We start from the raw sequence: 16,392 nt of genomic DNA on the forward strand, positions 1-16,392 counted from the left end.
CAACTTAGCTATATAATACCGCCCGCGTGACGTGCGTCATGCGGGTGTTACCTATGTGTTGCAGACCCTTGGGCAGCGATTTTCAGCCCAGTCGGGAAATTTAGTGAAGTGGTGGCAGAACAATGGAAATTCGTGAGCGTTTACAGCCATATACCGTGAAAGATGACCGTATCGCCTGGGCCAGTTTCCTGGGCACATTCCTTGTTTATTTCCTGAGCCTTTATCTGACCATTGCCTTTGTCGGGCAATGGGTGGTCGTTGTGCCGGCAGGCATCATCAATGCCTTTGCCGCAGTGCGCCTTTACGTTCTGCAACACGACTGCGGACATGCCTCGCTGTTTGCCACGCGCCGGATGAATGATCTGGGCGGCTATGCGCTGTCGGTGATTTCCCTCGCGCCCTTTGCGATCATGCGCCACAACCACAACCTTCACCATTCGCACCTTGGCAATCTTGAAGAACGCGAGACTGGTGAAATCCACACCATGACGGTGCGAGAATGGGAGGCTGCGGGGGTCTGGGAACGGCTGGGGTATCGGCTCTATCGGAGCCCGTTCATCCTTATCCCGATCGGATCGGCTTTCACCTATTTCATCCGCTACCGCTGGCCCAAGAAGGCGCGTGAGGTTGGGCTGATGGGGCTTCTTGCCCATAACCTTGCCATCGCGGCGTGGCTGGTTTTCCTTTACGTCGCAGCAGGTTGGACGGGGATATGGATGTGGCTTGGCTGGGGTTTCGTTGGCGGGATGATCGGGGTGTTCCTTGTCTACCTGCAACACAATTTCGAAGACACCTACTGGGATCGTAAGCCCGATCTGAACCCGCGTGTGGCAGCGTTGCAGGGATCGTCGGCGCTTGATCTGGGCTGGTGGATGGACCTTGGGTCGGCCAACATCGCCTATCACGACATTCACCATTTCAACGCGCGCATTCCGTCGTACCGGTTGCGCAAGTGTCATCAGGATATTCGCGAGGAATACGACCTGCGGGTGATCCACTGGCCCGAGGCTTTGCGGTCTTTCCGTCTCAAGCTGTGGGACGAGGATGAGGGGCGGTTGGTGCCGTTTCCGCGTCGGTCCGGGCGGGTTTTGGCGACTCCAGCGGAATAGTAAACGAATCAAAGGGTTAAGAGGCAACGTGCCTGTGAAAACCGACGTCGGTATTACGTCGGTATCGTGGCGGTATTGCGGAGGTGCGGGTTTGCCCAAAGTCCAGCGTTTCGGCATCGTGCGGCGGGTTCACGGGATCGAAACGAAAACAGGCGGCCGGAGCCGCCTGTTTCGTGTTTCAGATGTAAGGTCTATCAGGCCAGCGTGCCGTCGGCGGTGAGGGTGGTCTTGCCGCCGAGGTAGGGGTGCAGAACCTCGGGCAGGACAACCGAGCCGTCTTCCTGCTGGCCGTTTTCCAGAACCGCGATCAGGCAGCGGCCAACCGCAAGACCCGAGCCGTTCAGGGTGTGCACGAATTCCGGCTTGCCGCCGTCGGCGGGCTTGAAGCGGGCGTTCATGCGGCGGGCCTGGAAATCCCCGCAGACCGAGACCGACGAAATCTCGCGGTAGGTGTTCTGACCCGGCAGCCAGACCTCGATGTCGTGGGTGCGCTGTGCGCCAAAGCCCATGTCACCGGTGCAGAGCGCAACGGTGCGGTAGGGCAGGCCCAGACGTTCAAGGATGCCCTCGGCGCATTTGGTCATGCGGTCCAGCTCGGCGCGGCTTGCGTCGGGTTTGGTGATCGAGACCATTTCGACCTTTTCGAACTGGTGCTGGCGCAACATGCCCGAGGTGTCGCGACCGGCGCTGCCCGCTTCGGAGCGGAAACACTGGGTGTGGGCGACATAGCGGCGGGGCAGGTAGTTTTCCTCGACCGTGGCGTTGTTCACGATGTTGGTGAGGGTCACTTCGGCGGTCGGGACAAGCCACCAGCCGTTGGTGGTCTCATAAGAGTCCTCGCCGAACTTCGGCAACTGGCCGGTGCCGTACATCATTTCGGGCTTAACCAGAACCGGGGTCCAGGCTTCGGTCAGGCCGTTTTCGTCGACGTGGGTGTTGATCATGAACTGCGCGAGCGCGCGGTGGATACGGGCCACGGCACCGCTTAGCACCACGAAACGCGAGCCCGAGAGCTTGGCCGCGGTTTCAAAGTCCATGCCGGGTTTCACGCCCGCAAGGTCATAGTGTTCCTTGGCTTCGAAGCTGAGCTCGACCGGGGTTCCCCAGCGGTTGATCTCGACGTTGTCGTCCTCGTCTGCGCCATCAGGGGTGTCGTCGAACGGAGTGTTCGGGATGCCCATCAGCAGATCGGTCAGTTGCTGGTCGAGCGCCTTGGCCTCGGTCTGCATGGCTGCGACTTCGGCTTTCTTTTCGCCGACGAGGGCGCGGAGGCGTTCGAATTCGGCTTCGTCGCCCTTGGCCTTGGCGGCGCCAACTTCCTTGGCGGCCTTCTTCTGCACGGATTGTGCCTCTTCGGCGGCCTGGATTTTGGTGCGGCGCTCGGCGTCGAGGGCCAGAACCTGTGACGACATCGGCTCGGCTCCACGGCGGGCGAGGGCGGCGTCCAAAGCGGCCGGGTTTTCGCGGATCGCTTTAATGTCGTGCATCGGTCTTTCCTATGTTTGATGAATCACTAACAGGGCTGCTTATGGCGTATTTTTTCAGAGATCGTAAGCGGGGGCGTCGGGCTTATTGTGAAACTGTGGCGACAGCGCGACCAATACTGCCTTTCGCGCCTTGCAACCGAGGCCAATGCCCCATAGGTTCCCTGCGACTTTGCGGGGGTCGGCCCCGCCAACAAAAGGACACTCGACAATGGATGCAATTGGCCAGTTTTTGCCCCTCATTCTGATCTTCGCGATCATGTACTTCCTGCTGATCCGCCCGCAGCAGAAAAAAGTGAAAGAACACCAGGCAATGGTGGAAGCGCTGCGTCGCGGTGACCAGGTCGTGACCCAAGGTGGTCTGATCGGCAAGGTCGACAAGGTCAAGGATGACAACGAGGTTGTCGTGGAACTGGCCGAGGGCGTGAAGGTACGTGTGGTCAAGTCGACCATCGCTCAGGTTCTGAGCAAGACCGAGCCGGCGGCAAACAGCTAATCCAACAACAGGGCCGCGACGATGCTGCAAATCGACCTTTGGAAACGGGTCCTTATCTGGACCGTATGTGCGCTGGGGCTGCTTCTGGCATTGCCCAACGCGTTTTATGAAAGGGTCGAGGCGCGCAATGACGCCGTGGCCTCGCTGGAGCTGGGGTATGCTGGCAACGGGCTTGAGGAACAGGCGGCGCAATGGCCGTCTTTCCTGCCGTCCGGGCTGGTGAACCTTGGCCTTGACCTGCGCGGCGGTGCGCATCTTCTGGCCGAAGTTCAGGTCGAGGATGTGTACGAGGCGCGTATCAAGGCGATGTGGCCCGAAGTGCGCGACCTGTTGCGCGGTGAGCGGGCGACAATCGGCACCATCCGTTTGCAGTCTTCGCCGGTTGACGAGCTGCGGGTGCGGATTTCCAAGCCCGAAGCGATTGGCGAAGCCGTGGCCCTTGTGCGCGGTATTGCACGTCCGGTTGTTTCACTGACCGGTGCGGGGCAGAGCGACATTGTCGTGGCGTCCGAAGGGGCAGATATCATCGTGACCCTGTCCGAGGCCGAGAAGCTGGCCACTGACGAGCGCACGGTACAGCAGGCGCTTGAGATCATCCGTCGCCGGATCGACGAGGTGGGCACGCGCGAGCCGACCATTCAGCGTCAGGGGGCGGATCGTATCCTGATCCAAGTGCCGGGCATTGGTTCGGCGGCCGAGTTGAAAGACATTATCGGCACCACCGCGCAGCTGACCTTCCATCCGGTGATCGGGCGCGGGTCGAACGCGGATGCGAATGCCGGTGCGGGCAACGAGATCCTGCCTTCGCTGGATGAAGAGGGTGTCTTCTATACCGTGGAAAGCGCGCCCGTTGTGACCGGTGAGGAACTGGTCGATGCGCAGCCGTCGTTTGACCAGAACGGCGGCCCTGCGGTGTCGTTCCGGTTCAACCCGACCGGCGCGCGCAAGTTCGGCGACTATACCGCCGAGAACATCGGCTCGCCCTTTGCCATCGTGCTGGATGGCGAGGTGGTTTCTGCGCCGGTGATCCAGTCGCATATTCCGGGTGGCTCGGGCATCATCACCGGCCGGTTCACGGTTGAGGACAGCACCAACCTTGCGGTTCTGTTGCGCGCAGGTGCGCTGCCGGCGGGGCTGGAGTTTCTGGAAGAGCGGACCATTGGTCCGGAACTGGGCGCGGACAGCATCGCGGCGGGCAAGATCGCCTGTATCGTGGCCTTTGTCGGTGTGCTGGTCTTCATGTTCCTGAGCTACGGCACCTTTGGCCTGTTCGCCAATATTGCGCTGATCCTGAACGTCGGCCTGATCTTTGGCCTGTTGTCGATGATTGGTGCGACGCTGACCCTGCCGGGGATCGCGGGGATCGTTCTGACCATCGGTATGGCGGTGGACGCCAACGTGCTGGTGTTTGAACGTATCCGTGAGGAACTGAAGAATTCGAAAGGTCCGGCGCGGGCCATCGATCTGGGGTATGAAAAGGCGCTGTCGGCCATCGTGGATGCCAACATCACCACCTTCATCACCGCCGTTATCCTGTTCGCCGTCGGCTCTGGTCCGGTGCGCGGCTTCTCTATCACCCTTGGCCTCGGCATCATGACCTCGGTCTTCACGGCGATCTTCGTGACCCGCCTGATGATCGTGATCTGGTTCGAACGCCGCCGTCCCAAGACAATCGAGGTATAAGCCATGCGCCTGAGACTTGTTCCAAAAGAAACCAAGTGGGATTTCTTCAGCCGCCCGACACTGTGGCTCGGGATTTCCGGTGCGCTGATCCTGCTGGCGATGGTGAGCTTTTTCATCCAGGGCCTGAACTTCGGCATCGACTTCCGCGGTGGCACGACCATCCGGACCGAAAGCGCGCAGGAAGTTGTGGTGGGGGAATACCGTGACGCGATTGCGCCGCTGGGTCTTGGTGACGTGAGCATCACCGAGGTGTTCGACCCGACCTTTGACGAGGACCAGAACGTCACCATGATCCGCATCCAGGCACAGGATGGCGAAGAGGCGGTGACTTCGGACGTGATCCGCAGTGTCGAGGTGGCCCTTCAGGCCGTGGCACCGGACATCAGCTTTGTCTCGGTCGAGTCGGTTGGTCCGAAAGTGTCGGGCGAGTTGATCCAGACCGCCGTGATCGCGGTGCTTTTGGCGATTGGCGCGGTTCTGATCTACATCTGGCTGCGGTTCGAATGGCAGTTCGCGCTTGGTGCGGTGGCCGCGCTGGTGCACGACGTGGTGCTGACCATCGGTGTGTTCTCGGAATTGCAGATCCGTTTCGACCTCGCGATCATTGCAGCACTTCTGACCATCGTGGGTTACTCGCTGAACGATACCGTGGTCGTGTTCGACCGGGTGCGCGAGAACCTGCGCAAGTACAAGAAGCTTGAGCTGAAGGAGGTTCTGAACCTGTCGATCAACGAAACCCTGAGCCGGACGATGATGACCTCTGTCACCACGCTTCTGGCGCTTCTGGCCCTATTCATTCTGGGCGGAGATGTTATCCGTGGATTCGTCTTTGCCATGATCTGGGGGGTTATCGTGGGTACCTATTCGTCGATCTTCATCGCCTCGGCCGCGCTTTTGAAGCTGGGCGTGAAGCGTGACTGGTCGAAACCGTCGAACACCGGTGGCAACCAGTTTGCCAATATCGACGCCTGATGATCGCTGACCTTCTGGCCACGCCGGGGCTTATCTGGCTGATGGCCACCATTGGAGCCGCGGGCATTGTCCGCGGCTTTACTGGTTTCGGAACCGCGCTGATTTTCGTGCCGGTGGCGGGCCTGTTCCTGCCCCCGGCCGAAGTGATTGCGCTGATCACCCTGACCGGTGTGGCAAGCACCTTTGCGCTTTTGCCGCGGGCCTGGGCGCAGGCGGAAAAGCGCGACGTGGGCCTGTTGTCCTTGGCGGCGCTGTTCACGGTTCCGGTGGGGCTGTGGCTTTTGGCCAAGCTGGACCAGGTGACCATTCGCTGGATCGTGACGGTGATTGCCGGTGTGATGCTGGCCGCGCTGGTGAGTGGCTGGCGCTATCGCGGCGAGGTTCGGGGTGGCAAGCTGGGCGCGATTGGCGGCGCGGCGGGGTTGTTCGGCGGGTTGACCGGCCTGACGGGCCCGGCGGTGATCCTGTTTTACCTCTCCGGGGTGAAGCGGGTCGAGGTTGTGCGGGCCAATACCATCCTGTTCCTTGCGGCGCTGGACGTGGTGATCGTGGCCAACCTGATGTGGCGCGGCATGACCGACTGGCGGTTGTTTGTGCTGGCGGGCGCGCTTGCGGTACCCTATTTCGTGACCACGATGATCGGGCAGGCAATGTTCGATCCGCGGCACGAGAAGATCTATCGCACCGCGGCCTATGCCGTGATCGCGCTGGCGGTGCTGACGGGCCTGCCGCTCTGGGATTGAGGAGAGAGTGAATGCAGCTGAGTGAAGTGTTCTATTCCGAGGCGCAGCCGATCGAGGGCTATGGGCCGGGGTTTTTCCGGATCGGTGGCCAGGTGATCGAGGGCAGCGCCATCATCCATGCCGAGGGGGCGCGGTCCTGGGCGGGCTATGGTGACGTCGAGGCGATCCTTGGCATGAAGGACAAGATTGATTTCATCCTGATGGGCACCGGCGAGACCATGGCACCGGTCGAGGCCGCGTTTCGCGAGGCGCTGGAAGAGGCGGGGATCGGTGTCGAGCCGATGGCCTCGCCCACGGCCTGCCGCACCTACAACGTGCTGGTGTCGGAAGGGCGGCGCGTGGCGGCGGTGTTGCTGGCGGTCTGATCGCGGGCAGTTGGCTGTCAGGGGCGTTGCCCCTCTTGCCCCGTGCGGGGCAATTCACCCCAGGGTATTTGGGTCAAGAAGAAGCGGCAGAAGCGGGCGCGGGGCTTGATTCATCTCAAGGCGTTTCGGGGTGGTGTCGTCCATAGCTGGGCGCAAAGGGCAATTCCGCTTTTTTCGGATGCCGGCATGGGCTAAGGCAGACAGATGACTTTGACCGTAAAAGACCTGACGATCTCGCGGGGGGGGATTCCCGTTCTCGAGGGGCTGAACTTTACCGTGGAACCGGGGCGGGCGCTGGTGTTGCGCGGGCCGAACGGGGTGGGCAAGACCACGCTGTTGCGCACGGTGGCCAAATTGCAGCCGCCTGTGGAGGGCGAGGTGATCTGTGCGCCGGATGCGATTGCCTATGCGGCGCATAGTGACGGGTTGAAATCCACGCTGACGGTTTCGGAAAACCTGCATTTCTGGGCCGATGTCTTTGGCACCAAGGGAATTGACGGAGCCTTGAAGGGGTTCGACCTCGAGGCGCTGGCGGATCGTGCGGCTGGCGGGTTGTCGGCCGGACAGAAGCGGCGGCTGGGGCTGGCGCGGTTGCTGGTCACGGGGCGGCCGCTCTGGGTTCTGGACGAGCCGACGGTGTCGCTTGACGTCGCCTCGGTGGAGATGTTTGCCGATACAGTGCGGGCCCATCTGAAACAGGGGGGATCGGCGCTGATCGCGACGCATATCGACCTTGGGCTGGGCGAAGATGTGGATGTTCTGGACGTGGGGCCGTACCGGGCCAAGCCGGGCCAGGGCAAGGGCGCCTTTGACGGGGATTTCGACGAGGGCTTCCTATGATTGCCTTGCTGGTACGCGATATGCGGCTTGCCATGCGCGCCGGGGGCGGGTTTGGCCTTGGGCTGGCGTTTTTCCTGATCGTGACGGTGTTGGTGCCGTTTGGCGTGGGGCCGGAAAGCGGGCTCTTGGCCAAGATCGCGCCAGGCATCCTGTGGCTGGGGGCGCTTTTGGCCTGCCTGCTATCACTGGACCGGATTTTCGCGCTGGACTGGGAAGACGGGTCGCTGGACCTTCTGGCGACTTCGCCGTTGCCGATGGAGGGCGTGGTGAGCGTGAAGGCGCTGGCGCACTGGCTGACCACCGGCCTGCCGCTGTGTCTTGCGGCACCACTGTTCGGCCTGCTGCTCAGCCTGCCGGAGGCGGGCTATCTGTGGCTGATCCTGTCTCTGGTGATCGGGACGCCGGCGCTCTCGGTGATCGGGACGTTTGGCGCGGCGCTGACGGTCGGGCTGAAGCGGGGGGGCTTGCTGTTGTCGCTGCTGGTGCTGCCACTTTACGTGCCGACCCTGATCTTCGGGGCCGAAGTGGCGCGGCGCGGGGCCGAGGGGCTGGATACGATGACGCCGCTTCTCATGCTGGGGGGCATCACCTGCGGCACTATTGCGCTTTTGCCCTTCGCAAGTGCCTTGGTCTTGCGGGTCAATCTGCGCTAAGTAATGCCGGATCATGAATGTGACGCGGGTTTAACCCAAATCAAGGAAGTGCGCGGCCCTCACTGGCATGTGAGGTGCAAATGCCGAACAAGGCAGATAGGGGAATGATATGGGTTCTATCTGGGAATACGCCAATCCGGTGAAATTCATCCGCACGTCGGAGATCGTGTTGCCGTGGGTGTCGATCCTGGCAACGGTCACGCTGATTGCCGGGCTGGTCTGGGGATTCTTCTTTACGCCGGATGATTACCGCCAGGGATCGACGGTGAAGATCATCTATTTGCACGTGCCCTCGGCGCTGATGGCGATCAACGTGTGGTTCATGATGCTGGTGACCTCGCTGATCTGGCTGATCCGGCGTCATCACGTTTCGGCACTTGCGGCCAAGGCGGCGGCACCCGTGGGCATCATCATGACGGTGATCGCGCTGGTGACCGGGGCGATCTGGGGGCAGCCGATGTGGGGCACCTGGTGGGCCTGGGATCCGCGGCTGACCTCGTTCCTAATCCTGTTCCTGTTCTACCTCGGTTACATCGCTCTCTGGGAAGCCATCGACAATCCGGACACGGCGGCCGATCTGACCTCGGTTCTGTGCATCGTGGGGTCGGTCTTTGCCATGCTGAGCCGCTATGCGGTGAACTTCTGGAACCAGGGGCTGCACCAGGGCGCGTCGCTGTCGCTGGACAAGGAAGAGAACGTGGCCGATGTATTTTCGACGCCGCTTTATGTCTGTATCGCGGGGTTTGTCCTGTTGTTCATCGCGCTGGTGTTCCTGCGCACCCGTACTGAAATTCATCGTCGCCGTACCAAGGCGCTCTTGGCTCGTGAAAGGCTCGGATAATGCCTGATCTCGGAAAATACGCGGACACGGTTCTGTCGTCCTACATCGTTTCGATCATCCTGCTGGTGCTTCTGGTGCTCGTGAGCCTGCTGGCCGCGCGCAAGGCGCGTGCCGAGCTTGAGCAGGTGGAGGAACGTCGTCGTGGCTAAGGTGTCCCCCCTGATGATCCTGCCGCCGGTGATTTTCGGCGGGCTTGCGGCGCTGTTCTATTTCGGCATGGGGCGCGAGAACCCCAACGAACTGCCGACCGCGCTGGCGGGGAAGCCCGCGCCCGCGCTGGAGGTCGAGGCGCTTGGCAACCTGCCGAGCTTTGACAGCAGCATGCTGGCGGATGGCGAGGTCAAGCTGGTCAACTTCTGGGCCAGCTGGTGTGCGCCCTGCCGGGTCGAGCACCCGACGCTGATGCAGCTTGAGGCCGAGGGCATCCCGATCTACGGCGTGAACTACAAGGATCAGCCTGCAAACGGGCTTGGGTTCCTGGCTGAACTGGGCGATCCCTATACGGCAGTGGGGCAGGACCCCAAGGGGCGTGTCGGCATCAACTGGGGCGTTTATGGCGTGCCGGAGACCTATCTGGTGGATGGCGAGGGGCGGATCATCACCCGCGTCGCCGGACCCGTGACCCAACGCGAACTGGCCAGCCGCCTGCGCCCGAAGCTGGATGAGCTGGCGGCGGAGTAATTCCGCGACATCCGTTTTGAGCCAATATCGCTTATGGCCGGAAGTGTGGCTTTCCGGTCTTATGCTTCTGCGCCTGGTTGAAATACTCAACTAAGATAACGATGTAGGTCAGGTGGAATATATCATCTCGCCAGTCATATTTTTTCTTCTTTTGCGTTTCGCATTTCCTGCCGTGATCACTTGGTTTTTCGAGCGTTTCGTAGAACCAAAAGCTGATATGGCAAGAAAACAAGAAAGAACGGATATCATCCCTCCAACAAAAGTATCTAATGTTCAAATGATCAAAGCGACACGCAATGGCTTGGACGAACACAAGAACAGCTTAAAGAAAAAAGAACACTAGCAAACTCCGCACACGCGCCATCCTTCATTGCCACGTGTGAAGAAACCTCCGTTCTTTGCTTTTGAACAATGCTATCCGCCTAGAAACCGTCTGCTCCGGTTTTTCACCATGCCGCGCAATGGGCTGGCTTTTACGGGGCCCATTCTCGTTTGGGCTTGGCAAAGCCTTTGCAAGGTTGTTCTGCTGTCGCGGACAGGAGGACCGTCATGGATTCATGGGCACGCTGGCAGGCGATTTTTGCGCCTGAGACAATTGATGAAAATTTTCGTGCGCTTTGGCAGCAGTTGCCGTCGGTGGCGGTGCCGCGGGCGGGGGCGGTGCTTGAGTTGCCGCGGGGGGCGGTGACGCTGCCCGAGGTGTTTTCCCATCAGGGGCAGGACATCGGGCTTGCGGCGCATCTGGAGCGGATGCGGATGAGCGGGTTGGCGGTGATGCATCGCGGGCGGCTGGTGCATGAGGTCTATGGCCGCGGGCGCGGGCCGGAAGATGTTGCCATCCTGTGGTCGGTCAGCAAGTCGATCACGGCGCTGATGCTTGGGATCGCGCGGGAGGAGGGCGCGCTGCCTGATCTTGACGCATTGGTCACCGAGTATGTGCCGGAGCTGAGTGGCACGGGATACGAGGGTGTCACGGTGCAGCAGGTGTCGGACATGGTGAGCGGTATCCGCTGGCGCGAGGTGTATGACGACCCCGAGGCCGAGGTGGTGCGCTCGGTAGCGGCGTTCATGGAAGGGTCGCAGGATGCCTTTGCCGCCGAGATGGTGCGACAGCGCGCGCCCGGGGCGTTTGGGCAATATGCCAGCATCGAGACGCATGTTTTGGGCTGGGTGATCCGGCGGGCGACGGGTGTGCCGATGCAGACCTATCTGGCCGAGCGGTTGTGGGGGCCGCTGGGCTGTGAGGGGGATTTGCAGGTTCTGGTCGACACCAAGGGCGAGCCGGTGGTGTTCGGCGGGATGCATGTGCGGCTGCGTGATCTGGTGCGGGTGGGGCAGATGATCCTTGACGGTGGGCGTGCGCTGGACGGCGGGCAGGTGGTGCCGGAGCGGTGGATTCGCGAGATGGCGGTGCCGGATCACCTGCCATCGCGCCCCGGCATTGGGCCGCCGCATTCGGAAAGCGACTATGGCTACAAGAATCAGTGGTGGTTGCCGCCGGTTCAGGATGGCGGGGACTTCAGTGGAATCGGCATCTATGGCCAGTTCCTCTACATCAATCCCGAACGCCAGGTGGCGATTGCGATGAACGCGGCCTATCCGCAATACACGCAGGACGGGCCGGACAGGACGGCGGAAACACTTTCCATGTGTCAGGCCATTGCGCGGGCCTTGGATGCGGGAGAATAAATTTCGTGCTGAAAGCTGTGTGATCGAGTGGTGATCACGCAGTATGTTAGCGATTGTAATATTTGGAGGGTTAATAATTTCCCTGTATTTCAAGTGCTTGAGAGTTTTTTCTCGTGCCGCCTGCTGACGCGGTCATGACGAATTTCAACGATTAATTCATTTGAACGTGAGTGTTTTGCTGGGTCATGTGGACCTGCGAAAACGCAAAACCACTAGGAGTAAATGTTATGAAATTCCACGCAAAATCGGGCGCAGCAATAGCTTCCGCAGCTCTGGCTCTGGCCGTTTCGGGCGTCACCATGACCGCCGCAACCACCGCGATCGCCGGTGAAGAAGCCAAGGTTCACTGCGTTGGTGTAAACACCTGCCAGGGCACCAGCGACTGCGCGACCGCAAGCAACTCTTGCGCGGGTCAGAACAGCTGTAAGGGTCAGGGCTTTGTTTCGATGACCAAGACCCAGTGCGAGAAAATCGGCGGCACCGTCGAAAGCTAATTCGCAAAACGCCCCAAGAAACACTCCCGGGGCGAGCGCGAGCCCCGGGAGACCATTTACAGGAACATCATGATCGACCGTCCCGACTATCTTGGCTTTGGACTGGGGCTGCGGCCTCAGCATTATCCGGAAATCCTTGAAACCGACGAGGAGCTTCCGATTGATTGGTTTGAAATCATTTCCGAAAACTACATGGTGCCGGGGGGCAAGCCGCGTCAGATGCTGGATCGCATCCGCGAACGCTATCCTCTGGTGATGCACGGCGTGTCGATGTCGATTGCCTCGACCTCCGAGTTGAACTGGAAGTACCTCGAGCGCCTGAAGGCGCTGGCCGATGATGTGCAGCCGAAGTGGATTTCGGACCACCTGTGCTGGACCGGGGTGCATGGTGTGAACCTGCATGACCTTTTGCCGGTGCCCTATACCGAAGAGGCACTGACCCATATCTCTGATCGGATCAGCCAGGTGCAGGATTTCCTGGGACGGCGGATCGCGATTGAAAACGTATCCTCCTATATCGAGTTCGAAGAATCCGAGATGTCGGAGTGGGAGTTCGTGGCCGAACTTGCCAAACGTGCGGATTGCTGGTTGCTGATGGATGTGAACAATGTCTTCGTGTCGGGCCAGAACCACCAGTTCAACGACGCGCATTTCATCCAGTCGATCCCGAAAGAGCGCGTGGTGCAGTTTCATCTGGCGGGCCACAGCGAGGGCAATGATTGCCTGATCGACACCCATGACCAGCCGGTCTGTGACGAGGTGTTCGAGCTTTATGGCAAGGCGATTGAACATTTCGGCCCGATCTCCACCATGATCGAGCGCGATGACAATATCCCGCCGCTGGCAGAGCTTCTGGAAGAGCTGGGACGGGCGCGGGCGATTGCTGCCGATGTTCTGGACCCGAAGATGGTGGCACAATGAGCGCGCCGAACCTTGCCGCGCTTCAGGCCGCCTTGCAGCGCGACATCGTGGGCCGCACCGGCGAGGCGCTGGCGCGGCTGAAGGTGCCGGAGAGCGCGTCGCCCGAAAAACGCCTGTTTGTCTACCAGAACGCCTATGTGCAGCGTCTGGTGGGGATCATGATGGAGGACTATGACACCACCTGGACCTTTCTGGGGGATCAGATGTTCTTTGATCTGGCACAGGAGTTCGTGACGAAATACCCGTCGAATACCCCCAATGCGCGGTGGTTCAGCCACCGGTTCCCCGATTTCCTGGGAGAGGGGGAATTGGGCCGGGACACGCCTTCGGTGGCCGAGGTGGCGCGTATTGAACGCGCCCTTGGCGATGCTTTTGATGCGGCCGATGATCCCGTTTTCAGCCGTGAACAGCTGGGGGTCGTGGCGCAGCAGGGGCTGGAGACGGCCAAGCTGATCCTGCATCCGAGCGTGACGTTGCTGCGGCTTGAGACCAATGCGTATGACATCTTCAAGGCCTTGCGGGCCGAGGATATGCCGCCGGAGATCAAGGCCGAGAGCGAACCGCGTTGGGCGCTTGTCTGGCGTCGTGATCTGGTCTGTCGCCACATGGAACTGGACCCCGAGCAGGGGGCATTGCTTGATCTGGCCGGACAGGGCCACGGGTTTACCGCGCTTTGCGAATTTGCGGCAACTCTGGGCGATCCGGAGACCGCGGCTGTGCGTATGGCCGGGTACCTTGGACAGTGGATCGACAATGAAATCCTGACGGATATGCGATGACAAAACATACTCATCGAACCCGAAACGCCACGTATCACCTGAAACTCGCAAATCGTTGATTGGTTATTTCGACGGAATGCACATAAAACATATCTAACGACGCCCCGAAGGACATCTGACCCCATGTTTCGTACCGCTACTCTTATCGCCTCTGCCTGGATTGCATTGACGACAGCCGTGTCCGCCGCGGACCGGCCCGTGGTGGTTGAACTCTACACCTCGCAGGGGTGCTCGTCCTGTCCGCCTGCCGATGCTTATTTTCATGATAAGCTGGCCGGTCGGGATGACGTGATCGCCTTGGCGCTGCATGTTGATTACTGGGATTACCTTGGCTGGAAAGACGAGTTCGCCAGCCCGGCCAACACCAAGCGCCAGCGCGATTATGCGCGGGCGGCGGGCCATCGTACGGTTTACACGCCGCAGATGATCATCGGCGGGCGGGACCACGTGGTGGGCAATCATCCTTACGAGGTGATGGACCTGATCGACGCGCATATGAAAAGCAAGGCGCCGGTCGACCTGAGTATCGAACGCAATGGCAACCGGGTGCGTATCAATGCTGAAACCGGTGAGGACCTGGGTCCGATGGTGGTGCAGATCGTGCGCTATCGCCCAGGGGCGGAGGTTTCGATCAAGCGGGGCGAAAACGCGGGTCGTGTCCTGCGTTATGCCAATATCGTTGAAGATTGGGACGTGGTGACCGAATGGGACGGCAAGGCGCCTCTCAAGACCAAGGCCACGGCGCGCGGTGATCTGCCTGTTGTGGTGCTGGTCCAGGCAGAAGGCCACGGGCCGATTTTGGCGGCGGCGCGTCTGCGCTAGGTCTTACTCTTCGTTGATCTTGACGTTTTTGAAGTTCTCGTCCGGGTACTTCCAACGCTGGTGAATCCAGAACCATTGGTCCAGGTTTTCTCGGATCAGTCTTTCGAGACCATCATTGACGGCTTGTGTCATGGTGATGGGGTCGGAGTGCGGGATCTCATCCTGCGCGACGATGCGGAAGTTCAGCCCGTCCGGTTCGCGTAGCCCGTAGACCGGGATCAGGGCGGCGTTGTATTTCAGCGCCAGTTCGGCCGTGATCAGGGAGGTGCGGGTTTTCTTGCCGAAGAACTGAATGTCCTCGCCATAGTAGTGGTAGAGGTCGGTCAGGATGCCGAGCACGCCGCCCCCCTTGATGTGGCGTACCATCTCGAGCATGCCCTTGCGGCCCTGTTCGAACATCGGGGTTCCGATCTTGGAGATCGATTTCACGTAGTGTTCGTTGAAGTATGGGTTCGACATGCGCCGGTAGAGCGCGCCCATGTTGTGGCCGCGGTGAATCAGGTTGGCCCTTACGGCATCGTAGTTGCCCATGTGGCCGGTCACGAGGATGACAGGGCGGCCTTCGGCGCGGGCCTGTTCAAGCTTGGCAAGGCCCGGGCCTTCGATTGGTGCCTTGATGGCGCGCTCGACGAACGCCTGGCCCGAGTAGATTTCGATCAGGGTGCGGCCGGCATTGTCCGGCACCGCCTTGCAGAGGCGTTTGACCTCGCTTTCGGGCAGGTCGGGCAGCACGAAGTTGAGGTTGCTGCGAATGCGGCGATGGTAGCCCGCCAGCGGGGCCACGACAGTCGAGACCAGCCACCCCATCATTCGCACGCGCGTGGCATAGGGCAAGGTCAGCGCAAGGCCGATAGCGCCCTTCAGGAACAGATTGGTGGCGTAATGTGTCTTGGTACCGACGGGGGCGTCTTTGGGCTGGCTCATCTAGGTCTCAGCGGAATGTTTCGCGATGCCACACATACGTGCCTGCGCCGGCAATCACAAGCGCGCCGATGAGGGTCCAGATATCGGGGTATTCGCCGAAGATCAGCATGCCCCAGATCGTTGCGAAGATCAGGCCGGTATAGGCGAAAGGGGCGAGGAGGCTTGCTTCGCCTTCGGAGAGGGCGCGGATCAGCAGGAGTTGGGAGAGGGTGCCGAACAGCGTGATCAGCGCCATCAGGCCAAGCGATGTGGCGTCGGGCATTGTCCATTGCGGCACCACGAGGATCGACAGGACCACCGCGCCGAAGAGGGCGGTGTAGAGCATCGAGGTCCAGATGTCCTCGTCCTTGCCGACGAAGCGGGTGGTGAGCGTGTAGGCGGTGTAGAAGACGGCGGCGGTGAGCGGGTAGATGGCGAAGGGCGAAAAGACGTCCGAGCCGGGGCGGATCACGATCAGAGCACCGATCAGCGAGATGGCGATGCCGATGACACGGCGGGGGCCAAGGCGTTCGCCCAGGAAGAGGGCTGCGCCAAGGGTGATGAGCACCGGGTTCACGTTCATGATCGCGGTGGCCTCGGCAAGGCTTATGTTGCTGATTCCGATAAAGAAACACCAGGTCGCCCCCATCAGGAAGACCGACCGCAGGAGTTGCAGGAGCGGATAGCGGGTGTGCAGCACGGCGGGCATCCGGCGGGCGACGAGGACAAAGACCACGAGGGCCTGACCGGCATAGCGTGTCCACAGCGCCTGAACCACGCCGACGCGGGGCGCAAGCGCCTTGGCCGTTGCATCCATGAGGGTAAAGCACAGGATGGCGGCGATCATCAGCAGGATGGCGCGGGCGGTGGGGGAAAGTTGGTTCATGCCCAAGCTGTAGGAGCCGGAGGCGGGCGTG

General features: G+C 60.8%; 20 protein-coding genes. 17 read left to right on the plus strand and 3 right to left on the minus strand.

All coding sequences use genetic code 11. From position 1 onward, the window contains the following. Nucleotides 1–122: 122 nt before the first annotated feature. Nucleotides 123–1,109 carry a fatty acid desaturase gene (locus NNA36_RS18220; protein WP_255109745.1) on the plus strand — a complete coding sequence of 329 codons (987 nt, stop codon included), beginning with the start codon at nucleotides 123–125 and terminating at the stop codon, nucleotides 1,107–1,109. Between the two features lie 194 nt (nucleotides 1,110–1,303). On the opposite strand, the gene serS is transcribed toward NNA36_RS18220, so the two are convergent. Further along, nucleotides 1,304–2,596, minus strand: coding sequence for a serine--tRNA ligase (serS, locus tag NNA36_RS18225; protein ID WP_255109747.1), 1,293 nt, complete (start codon nucleotides 2,594–2,596; stop codon nucleotides 1,304–1,306). Nucleotides 2,597–2,804: 208 nt separating this feature from the next. On the opposite strand from serS, the gene yajC reads away from it, so the two are divergent. From yajC to NNA36_RS18305, 16 genes are all read left to right on the plus strand, one after another. After that, complete coding sequence (gene yajC / locus NNA36_RS18230) at nucleotides 2,805–3,089, plus strand: preprotein translocase subunit YajC (protein WP_255109749.1); 285 nt, start codon at nucleotides 2,805–2,807, stop codon at nucleotides 3,087–3,089. 21 nt (nucleotides 3,090–3,110) lie between these two features. Further along, a complete protein-coding gene (secD, locus tag NNA36_RS18235) occupies nucleotides 3,111–4,772 on the plus strand; it encodes a protein translocase subunit SecD (protein WP_255109751.1) in 1,662 nt (553 codons plus the stop codon). 3 nt (nucleotides 4,773–4,775) lie between these two features. Then, entirely contained in the window at nucleotides 4,776–5,744 is a 969-nt protein-coding gene (gene secF, locus NNA36_RS18240; protein ID WP_255109754.1) for a protein translocase subunit SecF, read from the plus strand. After that, complete coding sequence (locus NNA36_RS18245) at nucleotides 5,744–6,487, plus strand: sulfite exporter TauE/SafE family protein (protein WP_255109756.1); 744 nt, start codon at nucleotides 5,744–5,746, stop codon at nucleotides 6,485–6,487. The genes secF and NNA36_RS18245 overlap by 1 nt, the downstream gene beginning before the upstream one ends. Nucleotides 6,488–6,498: 11 nt before the next feature. Beyond that, complete coding sequence (locus NNA36_RS18250; protein WP_255109758.1) at nucleotides 6,499–6,852, plus strand: Mth938-like domain-containing protein; 354 nt, start codon at nucleotides 6,499–6,501, stop codon at nucleotides 6,850–6,852. A gap of 204 nt (nucleotides 6,853–7,056) precedes the next feature. After that, entirely contained in the window at nucleotides 7,057–7,692 is a 636-nt protein-coding gene (gene ccmA / locus NNA36_RS18255) for a heme ABC exporter ATP-binding protein CcmA (RefSeq protein ID WP_255109760.1), read from the plus strand. Beyond that, a complete protein-coding gene (ccmB, locus tag NNA36_RS18260) occupies nucleotides 7,689–8,345 on the plus strand; it encodes a heme exporter protein CcmB (protein ID WP_255109763.1) in 657 nt (218 codons plus the stop codon). The genes ccmA and ccmB overlap by 4 nt, the downstream gene beginning before the upstream one ends. A gap of 109 nt (nucleotides 8,346–8,454) precedes the next feature. Beyond that, a complete protein-coding gene (locus NNA36_RS18265) occupies nucleotides 8,455–9,186 on the plus strand; it encodes a heme ABC transporter permease (RefSeq protein ID WP_255109765.1) in 732 nt (243 codons plus the stop codon). Continuing rightward, nucleotides 9,186–9,335, plus strand: coding sequence for a heme exporter protein CcmD (gene ccmD, locus NNA36_RS18270; protein ID WP_255109766.1), 150 nt, complete (start codon nucleotides 9,186–9,188; stop codon nucleotides 9,333–9,335). The genes NNA36_RS18265 and ccmD overlap by 1 nt, the downstream gene beginning before the upstream one ends. Beyond that, nucleotides 9,328–9,867 (plus strand): DsbE family thiol:disulfide interchange protein, encoded by a 540-nt coding sequence (locus tag NNA36_RS18275; RefSeq protein ID WP_255109769.1) that lies wholly within the window; start codon nucleotides 9,328–9,330, stop codon nucleotides 9,865–9,867. The genes ccmD and NNA36_RS18275 overlap by 8 nt, the downstream gene beginning before the upstream one ends. A 112-nt stretch (nucleotides 9,868–9,979) precedes the next feature. Beyond that, entirely contained in the window at nucleotides 9,980–10,210 is a 231-nt protein-coding gene (locus NNA36_RS18280) for a hypothetical protein (RefSeq protein WP_255109772.1), read from the plus strand. 206 nt (nucleotides 10,211–10,416) lie between these two features. Further along, the gene (locus NNA36_RS18285) at nucleotides 10,417–11,556 is read left to right on the plus strand and encodes a serine hydrolase (protein ID WP_255109774.1); all 1,140 of its coding nucleotides are present in this window, start codon (nucleotides 10,417–10,419) and stop codon (nucleotides 11,554–11,556) included. A gap of 227 nt (nucleotides 11,557–11,783) precedes the next feature. After that, nucleotides 11,784–12,050: a hypothetical protein gene (locus NNA36_RS18290; RefSeq protein WP_255109776.1), complete on the plus strand. Its 267-nt coding sequence runs from the start codon at nucleotides 11,784–11,786 to the stop codon at nucleotides 12,048–12,050. A 69-nt stretch (nucleotides 12,051–12,119) separates the two neighbouring features. Then, nucleotides 12,120–12,971 (plus strand): DUF692 domain-containing protein, encoded by an 852-nt coding sequence (locus NNA36_RS18295; RefSeq protein WP_255109779.1) that lies wholly within the window; start codon nucleotides 12,120–12,122, stop codon nucleotides 12,969–12,971. Continuing rightward, nucleotides 12,968–13,750 carry a DNA-binding domain-containing protein gene (locus NNA36_RS18300; RefSeq protein WP_255109781.1) on the plus strand — a complete coding sequence of 261 codons (783 nt, stop codon included), beginning with the start codon at nucleotides 12,968–12,970 and terminating at the stop codon, nucleotides 13,748–13,750. Before NNA36_RS18295 ends, NNA36_RS18300 begins: the two co-directional genes overlap by 4 nt. A gap of 123 nt (nucleotides 13,751–13,873) precedes the next feature. Then, nucleotides 13,874–14,572, plus strand: coding sequence for a thioredoxin family protein (locus NNA36_RS18305; protein WP_255109783.1), 699 nt, complete (start codon nucleotides 13,874–13,876; stop codon nucleotides 14,570–14,572). Between the two features lie 3 nt (nucleotides 14,573–14,575). On the opposite strand, the gene NNA36_RS18310 is transcribed toward NNA36_RS18305, so the two are convergent. Continuing rightward, nucleotides 14,576–15,496 (minus strand): lysophospholipid acyltransferase family protein, encoded by a 921-nt coding sequence (locus tag NNA36_RS18310; RefSeq protein ID WP_255109785.1) that lies wholly within the window; start codon nucleotides 15,494–15,496, stop codon nucleotides 14,576–14,578. A gap of 7 nt (nucleotides 15,497–15,503) precedes the next feature. Beyond that, entirely contained in the window at nucleotides 15,504–16,361 is an 858-nt protein-coding gene (locus NNA36_RS18315) for a DMT family transporter (protein WP_255109787.1), read from the minus strand. Nucleotides 16,362–16,392 lie beyond the last annotated feature (31 nt).

Source organism: Shimia sp. CNT1-13L.2, assembly GCF_024331145.1.
Classification (GTDB): domain Bacteria; phylum Pseudomonadota; class Alphaproteobacteria; order Rhodobacterales; family Rhodobacteraceae; genus Shimia.